A 9,301-nucleotide genomic window follows, 5' to 3' on the forward strand; every position below is an offset into this window, starting at 1 on the left:
GCTGAGTGGTCGATCTAAAGAGGCGGGATATTTATTTCCGGCGCTTGACCTGTAAACTCGCGAGCTTTGGCTCTGTGCTGTTGCGGCGCGGAGTATCGCATAAGTGGGCGGTTTGTTCGCCTRCTGTTTATCGACAGGCAAAAACTCTTCAATGAACCTGCTTAAATCGTTGGCCGCTGTCAGCTCTATCACGATGCTTTCCCGGGTTCTGGGGTTCGTTCGTGACACGCTCGTCGCACGCATATTTGGCGCCGGGATGGCCACAGACGCCTTCTTTATCGCCTTCAAACTGCCCAACCTGTTGCGGCGAATCTTCGCCGAAGGGGCGTTTTCCCAGGCCTTTGTGCCGATTCTGGCGGAATACAAAAGCCAGCAGGGCGAGGAGGCGACACGTACCTTCATCGCTTACGTGTCGGGCTTGCTCACACTGGTACTGGCGCTGGTCACGATTCTGGGGATGGTCGCTGCGCCCTGGGTCATCTGGGCAACGGCCCCGGGGTTTACCAACACGCCGGAAAAATTCCAGCTGACCTCCAGTCTGTTGCGAGTGACCTTTCCTTATATATTGCTGATCTCGCTGTCCTCGCTGGCCGGGGCAATCCTCAATACCTGGAACCGTTTTTCGGTGCCGGCCTTTGTGCCGACCCTGCTCAACGTCAGCATGATCGTCTTCGCGCTGTTCCTGACGCCGTACTTCGATCCGCCGGTAATGGCTCTGGGCTGGGCTGTGCTGGTCGGTGGCCTGGCGCAATTGCTCTATCAGCTGCYGCACCTGAAAAAAATCGGCATGCTGGTGTTGCCGCGCCTGAACCTGCGCGACACCGGTGTCTGGCGCGTGATGAAACAGATGCTGCCGGCGATTCTCGGGGTCTCGGTCAGCCAGATTTCGCTGATCATCAACACCATTTTTGCCTCGTTTCTGGTGGCGGGCTCGGTGTCCTGGATGTATTACGCCGACCGCCTGATGGAGTTGCCATCCGGCGTTCTCGGTGTGGCATTGGGCACGATATTGCTGCCGACGCTGGCCAAAACCTACGCCAGTAAAGATCGCCACGAATACTCGCGCATTCTCGATTGGGGCCTGCGCCTGTGCTTCGTGCTGGTGCTGCCGTGCTCGCTGGCGCTGGGAATCCTGGCGGAGCCGCTGACCGTTTCGCTGTTCCAGTACGGTCAATTCAGCGCATTTGATGCCTTGATGACCCAGCGTGCCCTGATTGCCTACTCGGTCGGTTTGCTCGGGATTATCGTGATTAAAGTGCTGGCGCCGGGTTTCTACGCGCAACAAAACATTCGCACACCGGTAAAAATCGCGATTTTCACGCTGGTCGTCACTCAGCTGTTCAACCTGGCCTTGATCGGTCCGTTGAAGCACGCAGGGCTGGCCCTGGCGATTAGCGCGGGTGCGTGTCTCAACGCCGGTCTGTTGTTCTATCAATTGCGCAAACAGAAGATGTATCAGCCACAGCCGGGCTGGGGCCTGTTCGGGCTCAAGCTGGTGGTTGCTGTGACGGTGATGTCCGCAGTCTTGCTGGGGGCGATGCATTTCATGCCGGCCTGGGGCGAAGGGCACATGCCGATGCGTTTCCTGCGTCTGGGGGCTTTGGTGGGGGCGGGTGTGGTGACCTATTTCGGTATGTTGGCGTTGATGGGCTTCCGTCTGCGAGACTTCAATCGCAAGGCGTTGAACTGAAGACGTGGCATCAATAATCGCGGGTCGGGCGCCAGTTTTGTCGGTTCGATCACTTTGGGTTACGGTGTTGCCTGTTGTCGGCCGCCGGGTGTGGTTATAATCGACCACTTTATGAGCAAGAAGCGCGTTATGCAGCTGGTTCGAGGCCTCCACAATTTGCGCCCCCAGCATCGGGGCTGTGTCGCCACTATTGGCAACTTTGACGGTGTTCACCGTGGCCACCAGGCTATCCTGGCCCGGCTGCGTGAGCGGGCGCTCGAGTTGGGTGTACCCAGCTGCGTGGTGATTTTCGAGCCGCAGCCGCGTGAGTTTTTCGCCCCGGACACGGCCCCGGCCCGTCTGGCGCGCTTGCGCGACAAGTTGCAACTGCTGGCCGCCGAAGGTGTCGACCGGGTTCTGTGCCTGGCCTTCAATCATCGTTTGAGCAAGCTCAGCGCCGCCGAGTTCGTCGACACCATTCTGGTCGATGGCCTTGGCGTGCAGCATCTGGAGGTCGGTGACGACTTCCGTTTCGGCTGTGACCGGGTAGGGGATTTCGATTTCCTGCTACAGGCCGGGGCTGTTCAGGGGTTCACCGTCGAAGCGGCGCAGACCGTTGAACTGGACGGGTTGCGTGTCAGCAGCACCCAGGTGCGTAATGCCTTGGCCGCCGCTGATTTTACCTTGGCCGAGCGCTTGSTCGGTCATCCGTACGGGATTGCCGGGCGGGTCCTGCACGGGCAGAAGCTGGCGCGCCAATTGGGTACGCCAACGGCCAACGTGCAACTCAAGCGTCGTCGTGTACCGTTGACCGGGGTTTACCTGGTGAGCGTCGAAGTCGACGGCAAGACCTGGCCAGGTGTCGCCAATATTGGCGTTCGGCCAACGGTTGAAGGTGATGGCAAAGCCCACCTTGAAGTCCATATTCTAGATTTTGCCGGCGATCTGTATGACCGGCGTTTGACGGTGGTTTTCCACCAAAAGCTGCGCGAAGAGCAGCGTTTCGCCTCTCTGGAGGCGCTTAAGACGGCGATCAATGCGGATGTCGCCGCCGCCCGTGCCCTAGCCGCACCTAGCGCCAATCGCTAATGAAGAGCCTTAAATGACCGACTATAAAGCCACGCTAAACCTTCCGGACACCGCCTTCCCAATGAAGGCCGGCCTGCCTCAGCGCGAACCGCAGATTCTGCAGCGCTGGGACAGCATTGGCCTGTACCAGAAGTTGCGTGAGATTGGTAAGGATCGTCCGAAGTTCGTTCTGCACGACGGTCCTCCGTATGCCAACGGCACCATTCATATCGGTCATGCGCTCAACAAGATTCTCAAGGACATGATCATCCGCTCGAAGACCCTTTCGGGTTTCGACGCGCCTTATGTTCCGGGCTGGGACTGCCACGGTCTGCCGATCGAGCACAAAGTCGAAGTGACTCACGGCAAGAACCTCACGGCGGATAAAACCCGTGAGCTGTGCCGTGCCTACGCCACCGAACAGATCGAAGGCCAGAAGTCCGAGTTCATCCGTCTGGGTGTGCTGGGTGACTTCGCCAACCCGTACAAGACCATGGACTTCAAGAACGAGGCCGGTGAAATCCGTGCCTTGGCTGAAATCGTCAAGGGTGGTTTCGTGTTCAAGGGCCTCAAGCCTGTGAACTGGTGCTTCGACTGCGGTTCGGCCCTGGCTGAAGCTGAAGTTGAATACGAGAACAAAAAGTCCTCGACCATCGACGTCGCCTTCCCGATTGCCGACGAAGCCAAACTGGCTGCCGCCTTCGGCCTGCCATCGTTGGGCAAACCGGCTTCGATCGTGATCTGGACCACCACCCCGTGGACCATTCCGGCCAACCAGGCGCTGAACGTTCACCCCGAGTTCAACTACGCCCTGGTCGACGTCGGCGACAAATTGCTGGTGCTGGCTGAAGAGCTGGTCGAGTCGTGCCTGGCTCGCTACAACCTCGAAGGCTCGGTCATCGCCACCGCCACTGGTGCGGCGCTGGAACTGATCAACTTCCGTCACCCGTTCTACGATCGCTTGTCGCCGGTTTACCTGGCCGAGTATGTTGAACTGGGCGCCGGCACTGGCGTGGTTCACTCCTCGCCAGCCTACGGCGTAGACGACTTCGTGACCTGCAAAGCTTACGGCATGGTCAACGACGACATTCTCAATCCGGTGCAAAGCAACGGCGTCTACGTGCCGTCGCTGGAGTTCTTCGGCGGCCAGTTCATCTGGAAGGCCAACCCGGCCATCGTCGACAAACTGACGGAAGTCGGTGCGCTGCTGCACACCTCCGTCATCGAACACAGCTACATGCACTGCTGGCGTCACAAGACCCCGCTGATCTACCGCGCTACCGCGCAGTGGTTCATCGGCATGGACAAACAGCCGGCGACTGGCGACACCTTGCGCAAACGTGCGATCAAAGCCATCGAAGACACCAAATTCGTTCCGGCCTGGGGCCAGGCGCGCCTGCACTCGATGATCGCCAACCGTCCGGACTGGTGCATCTCCCGCCAGCGCAACTGGGGCGTGCCGATCCCGTTCTTCCTGCACAAGGAAAGCGGCGAACTGCACCCACGTACCGTCGAGCTGATGGAGGAGGTCGCCCAGCGCGTCGAAGTTGAAGGTATCGAAGCCTGGTTCAAGATGGACGCAGCCGAGTTGCTCGGTGACGAAGCGCCGCAGTACGACAAGATCAGCGACACCCTCGATGTCTGGTTCGATTCGGGCACCACGCACTGGCACGTCCTGCGCGGTTCGCACCCGATGGGCCACGACAACGGTCCGCGCGCCGACCTGTACCTGGAAGGTTCCGACCAACACCGTGGCTGGTTCCACTCGTCGCTGTTGACCGGTTGCGCCATCGACAACCACGCGCCGTACCGCGAACTGCTGACCCACGGTTTCACCGTCGACGAAGCCGGCCGCAAGATGTCCAAGTCGTTGGGCAACGTGATCGCGCCGCAGAAAGTCAACGACACCCTGGGCGCTGACATCATGCGCTTGTGGGTCGCTTCGACCGATTATTCGGGCGAAATGGCGGTTTCCGACCAGATCCTGCAACGCAGTGCGGACGCCTACCGGCGGATCCGTAACACCGCGCGCTTCCTGCTTTCCAACCTGACCGGTTTCAACCCGGCCACCGACATCCTGCCGGCAGAAGAAATGCTCGCGCTGGACCGTTGGGCCGTGGACCGTACCTTGCTGCTGCAACGCGAGCTGCAAGAGCACTACGGCGAATACCGTTTCTGGAACGTCTATTCCAAGGTGCACAACTTCTGCGTGCAGGAGCTGGGTGGTTTCTACCTCGACATCATCAAGGACCGTCAGTACACCACTGGCGCCAACAGCAAGGCCCGCCGTTCGGCGCAAACCGCGCTGTTCCACATCTCCGAAGCGCTGGTGCGCTGGATCGCGCCGATCCTCGCCTTCACCGCTGATGRGCTGTGGCAATACCTGCCGGGCGAGCGCAATGAATCGGTCATGCTCAACACCTGGTACGAAGGCCTCAGCGAGTTGCCGGAAGGCTTCGAACTGGACCGCGCCTACTGGGAGCGGATCATGGCGGTCAAGGTCGCGGTCAACAAGGAAATGGAAATCCAGCGCGCGGCCAAGGCCGTGGGCGGTAACCTGCAAGCCGAAGTGACGCTGTTCGCCGAAGAGGCACTGAGCGCCGACCTGGCCAAGCTGAGCAACGAACTGCGCTTCGTGCTGATCACCTCGACAGCCAGCATTGCACCGTTCGTGCAAGCGCCGGCCGACGCGGTTGAAACCGAAGTCAGCGGTCTGAAACTCAAGGTGGTCAAGTCGAGCTTCGCCAAGTGCGCCCGTTGCTGGCACTGCCGTGAAGACGTCGGCGTGAACCCGGAGCATCCGGAAATCTGCGGTCGTTGTGTCGACAACATCAGCGGTGCGGGCGAGGTTCGTCACTATGCCTAACGCTGCTAGCCGTTTCGGACGGCTGAGCTGGCTTTGGTTGAGCGTGCTGGTTCTGGTCATTGACCAGGCCAGCAAGTTTCACTTCGAAAGCTCGCTGACCATGTACCAGCAAATCGTGGTGATCCCTGATTACTTCAGCTGGACCCTGGCCTACAACACGGGCGCGGCATTCAGCTTCCTGGCTGACAGCTCCGGCTGGCAGCGCTGGTTGTTTGCCCTGATCGCGGTCGTGGTCAGTGCGGTGCTGGTGGTCTGGCTCAAACGTCTGGGGCGCAACGACACCTGGCTGGCGATTGCGCTGGCACTGGTGCTCGGCGGCGCGCTGGGCAACCTGTACGACCGCATTGCCCTGGGCCATGTGATCGATTTCATTCTGGTACATTGGCAGAACCGCTGGTATTTCCMGGCGTTCAATTTTGCCGACAGTGCCATCAGCGTCGGGGCCGTGATGCTCGCGCTGGATATGTTCAAAAGCAAGAAGACCGGAGAAGCCGTTCATGACTGAACAGGTATTGGCTGAGCAACGCATCGGCCAGAATACGGAAGTCACTTTGCACTTTGCATTGCGCCTGGAGAACGGCGACACCGTCGACAGTACCTTCGACAAAGCCCCGGCGACCTTCAAGGTCGGCGACGGTAACCTGCTGCCAGGTTTCGAAGCTGCGCTGTTTGGCTTCAAGGCGGGTGACAAGCGTAATCTGACGATTGAGCCAGAAAACGCCTTTGGCCAGCCCAACCCGCAAAACGTGCAGATCATCCCGCGTTCGCAGTTCCAGGATATGGAACTGTCCGAAGGCCTGCTGGTGATCTTCAACGATGCGGCGAATACTGAGCTGCCCGGTGTGGTCAAGGCATTCGATGACGCTCAGGTGACCATCGACTTCAACCACCCGCTGGCCGGCAAGACATTGACCTTTGACGTAGAAATCATCAACGTCAAAGCGCTGTAACTGATCCAATGAGATCAACTGTGGGAGCGAGCCTGCTCGCGATGAGTGCCTGACATTCAACAATGATGGTGACTGACACTCCACCATCGCGAGCAGGCTCGCTCCCACAGTAAGGTTTTTCACTGTTTTCACTGTTTTCGCTATTTCTTGCGCGCAAGACACGAGGCACAGCATGCAAATCAAACTCGCCAACCCCCGTGGCTTTTGCGCCGGCGTGGACCGGGCGATCGAAATCGTCAACCGCGCCCTGGAAGTCTTCGGGCCGCCGATCTATGTGCGCCACGAAGTGGTCCATAACAAATTCGTCGTTGAAGACCTGCGCGCACGCGGGGCTATCTTCGTTGAAGAACTGGACCAGGTGCCGGACGACGTCATCGTGATTTTCAGCGCCCATGGGGTTTCCCAGGCCGTTCGTGCAGAAGCCGCAGGCCGTGGCCTGAAGGTCTTCGATGCGACCTGCCCATTGGTGACCAAAGTGCACATCGAAGTGGCGCGCTACAGCCGCGACGGTCGTGAGTGCATTCTGATTGGCCACGCCGGTCACCCGGAAGTCGAAGGCACCATGGGCCAGTACGACGCCAGCAACGGTGGTGCGATCTACCTCGTCGAAGACGAAAAGGACGTTGCCGCGCTGAACGTGCGCAACCCTGAAACACTCGCCTTCGTCACTCAGACCACCTTGTCGATGGACGACACCAGCCGTGTGATCGATGCCTTGCGCACTCGTTTCCCGGCCATTGGCGGCCCACGCAAGGACGACATCTGCTACGCCACGCAAAACCGTCAGGACGCGGTCAAGCAACTGGCTGACGAATGTGACGTGGTGCTGGTGGTCGGCAGCCCGAACAGCTCCAACTCCAACCGCTTGCGCGAGCTGGCCGAGCGCATGTCCACCCCGGCGTACCTGATCGACGGTGCCGAAGACATGCAGCGCAGCTGGTTCGATGGCGTCGAGCGTATCGGCATCACTGCCGGGGCCTCGGCACCGGAAGTGCTGGTTCGTGGCGTTATCGAGCAACTGCAGGCCTGGGGGGCTACCGGCGCCGATGAGCTGGCCGGTCGCGAGGAGAACATCACCTTCTCCATGCCCAAAGAGCTACGCGTTCGCTCCCTGCTCTGATTCCTCACTTCCCGCACACAAGGCCTGCTCGGCCTTGTCGCTGCGCAGGCTGACGCGGCCGCTTCTGGACAGCACCACCTGGTGATGACTGACCGGCTCGCGGTCCGCGCAGATGTGCAACGTCCCGGCCTGAAAGGCACCGCTGGGCAACTGCGGCTCGCCCAGACCGCTGAACCGTACGAAACTCCTCACCGGCCGATTGCCCACAATCGGCACCCCGACGCTTGTCTGGCGCTCGAGCAACAGCGGGTTGCTGCTGTCCTGATGCCCCTCGCCACTCATGTCCAGAATGATTCGCCAGCCTTGACCCCAATCGTCGTTCAACGCGTGGATGACAAGGGTCTGATTGCGCAAGATGGCCTCGGTGCGGGCATTGCGCATGCCACTGGCAAGTGTTTGCGCCGCGGTCTCGCGACTCACTGATTGCGTGTACTCGCTGAGCACCGGACTGACCTGGTGCAGAACGATCGCTGCGATTGCCAGTCCGATAAGCAGTTCTATCAGACCGAAACCCTTCTGATGCATGGCATCTCCTTCCCTGGAGAGGGCGTTGGGTTGTGCAACGAATGTCAAAACAACCCTGCGGCTACCGGTTGAATGTTCTAGCTTGATACAGCTAGGTGTAGTCGTTGGCAGCGGAGGGCAGCGATGAATCATCGTACAAAAGGTTTCACGCTGGTCGAATTGCTGGTGATCCTTGCGGTCATGGCGATTCTGCTCACCCTGGCGGTCCCGGCGTTCAACAGTTCAATACAGAACGCCAAGGCCGATACCGAAATCAGTGATCTGCAGCGAGGGCTCAATTACGCCAGGCTGGAGGCGATCGACCGGGGCATCACTACGCGGGTTCGGCCAACTGCCGGCGGCAGCGTCTGGACCGGGGAGTTGACGGTGTACGACAGCACTGGCTCACCGGCGAATGTATTGCGGGTTATTCCGGCGATGAGCAGCGGCGCCACTCTGACGCTAACCTCTGGAGTGACCAGCATCGATTTCAACAACTTGGGTGGGTTATCGGCGCCGGCCACGGCAGTGCTGTTCAATTACGTATCAGGGGCGCAGAGCCGGACGCTCAGCGTGTGTTTAAACGGACGGATTGTCTTGGGTGGAAGTTGCGGATGACAGGAGCGGGATCGCGTGCACAGGACGGCATGACACTGATCGAAGTGTTGGTTGCGCTGTTGATTCTGAGCGTAGGGCTATTGGGCGCGGCGGCGAYTCAGCTGAATGCGCTGAAGTACACCGACAGCTCGCTGATGAGCAGCCAGGCGAGCTTTATCGCCTACGACATGATGGACCGGATTCGCGCCAATTCCGCGGCCGACTACACCATCACGCCGCCGACCTCGGGCAATTTGAATGTTACCCGGGATCAGGACCTGTATGACTTCACCACCAATATCACAAGCTTCGGCGGCCCGACCGCTACGGGCAGCATTACCCTGAACCAGCGGGTGTATACCATCACCATTACCTGGGATGACTCGCGGGCAGCCGCCGCTACTTCGACTCGCAGCTTTGTCCTGAGCAGCCGCGCCACCGTCGATCCGTTGGTGACGCCATGAGTCGATCGTCCCGAGGGTTTGGTCTGATCGAGCTGATGATCGCCATGGCGATCAGCCTGATCG

Annotated in this window: 10 protein-coding genes; 9 read left to right on the forward strand and 1 reads right to left on the reverse strand. The window is 59.7% G+C overall.

The annotated features are described in order from the left end of the window. Window positions 1-151 precede the first annotated feature (151 nt). The 6 genes from murJ to ispH all read left to right on the forward strand — a co-directional run bounded on the left by murJ (window position 152) and on the right by ispH (window position 7,673). Window positions 152-1,690: a murein biosynthesis integral membrane protein MurJ gene (gene murJ / locus AC1DH9_RS13705; protein ID WP_477808294.1), complete on the forward strand. Its 1,539-nt coding sequence runs from the start codon at window positions 152-154 to the stop codon at window positions 1,688-1,690. Window positions 1,691-1,819: 129 nt separating this feature from the next. After that, window positions 1,820-2,758 carry a bifunctional riboflavin kinase/FAD synthetase gene (ribF, locus tag AC1DH9_RS13710; RefSeq protein WP_477808295.1) on the forward strand — a complete coding sequence of 313 codons (939 nt, stop codon included), beginning with the start codon at window positions 1,820-1,822 and terminating at the stop codon, window positions 2,756-2,758. A 13-nt stretch (window positions 2,759-2,771) separates the two neighbouring features. Continuing rightward, the gene (ileS, locus tag AC1DH9_RS13715; protein WP_477808296.1) at window positions 2,772-5,603 is read left to right on the forward strand and encodes an isoleucine--tRNA ligase; all 2,832 of its coding nucleotides are present in this window, start codon (window positions 2,772-2,774) and stop codon (window positions 5,601-5,603) included. Continuing rightward, window positions 5,596-6,108 (forward strand): signal peptidase II, encoded by a 513-nt coding sequence (gene lspA / locus AC1DH9_RS13720; protein ID WP_477808297.1) that lies wholly within the window; start codon window positions 5,596-5,598, stop codon window positions 6,106-6,108. Before ileS ends, lspA begins: the two co-directional genes overlap by 8 nt. Window positions 6,109-6,115: 7 nt before the next feature. After that, window positions 6,116-6,553, forward strand: coding sequence for an FKBP-type peptidyl-prolyl cis-trans isomerase (gene fkpB, locus AC1DH9_RS13725; RefSeq protein ID WP_427546483.1), 438 nt, complete (start codon window positions 6,116-6,118; stop codon window positions 6,551-6,553). Window positions 6,554-6,725: 172 nt separating this feature from the next. Further along, window positions 6,726-7,673, forward strand: coding sequence for a 4-hydroxy-3-methylbut-2-enyl diphosphate reductase (gene ispH / locus AC1DH9_RS13730; RefSeq protein ID WP_427532331.1), 948 nt, complete (start codon window positions 6,726-6,728; stop codon window positions 7,671-7,673). Here ispH and AC1DH9_RS13735 read toward each other — a convergent pair. Next, complete coding sequence (locus AC1DH9_RS13735; RefSeq protein ID WP_427546467.1) at window positions 7,650-8,198, reverse strand: GspH/FimT family pseudopilin; 549 nt, start codon at window positions 8,196-8,198, stop codon at window positions 7,650-7,652. The two genes, ispH and AC1DH9_RS13735, sit on opposite strands and share 24 nt — an antisense overlap. 123 nt (window positions 8,199-8,321) lie before the next feature. Between AC1DH9_RS13735 and AC1DH9_RS13740 the strand changes: the two genes are divergently transcribed. From AC1DH9_RS13740 to AC1DH9_RS13750, 3 genes are all read left to right on the forward strand, one after another. Continuing rightward, window positions 8,322-8,795: a GspH/FimT family pseudopilin gene (locus AC1DH9_RS13740; protein WP_427546464.1), complete on the forward strand. Its 474-nt coding sequence runs from the start codon at window positions 8,322-8,324 to the stop codon at window positions 8,793-8,795. Continuing rightward, on the forward strand, window positions 8,792-9,238 hold the full coding sequence (gene pilV, locus AC1DH9_RS13745; RefSeq protein WP_477808298.1) for a type IV pilus modification protein PilV: 447 nt from the start codon (window positions 8,792-8,794) through the stop codon (window positions 9,236-9,238). The genes AC1DH9_RS13740 and pilV overlap by 4 nt, the downstream gene beginning before the upstream one ends. After that, window positions 9,235-9,301, forward strand: a 67-nt coding sequence (locus AC1DH9_RS13750; protein ID WP_477808299.1) for a prepilin-type N-terminal cleavage/methylation domain-containing protein, incomplete at its 3' end; no start/stop codon positions are given. The genes pilV and AC1DH9_RS13750, both read left to right, overlap by 4 nt.

The sequence above is a fragment of the Pseudomonas sp. 05T35 genome (genome assembly GCF_056396605.1).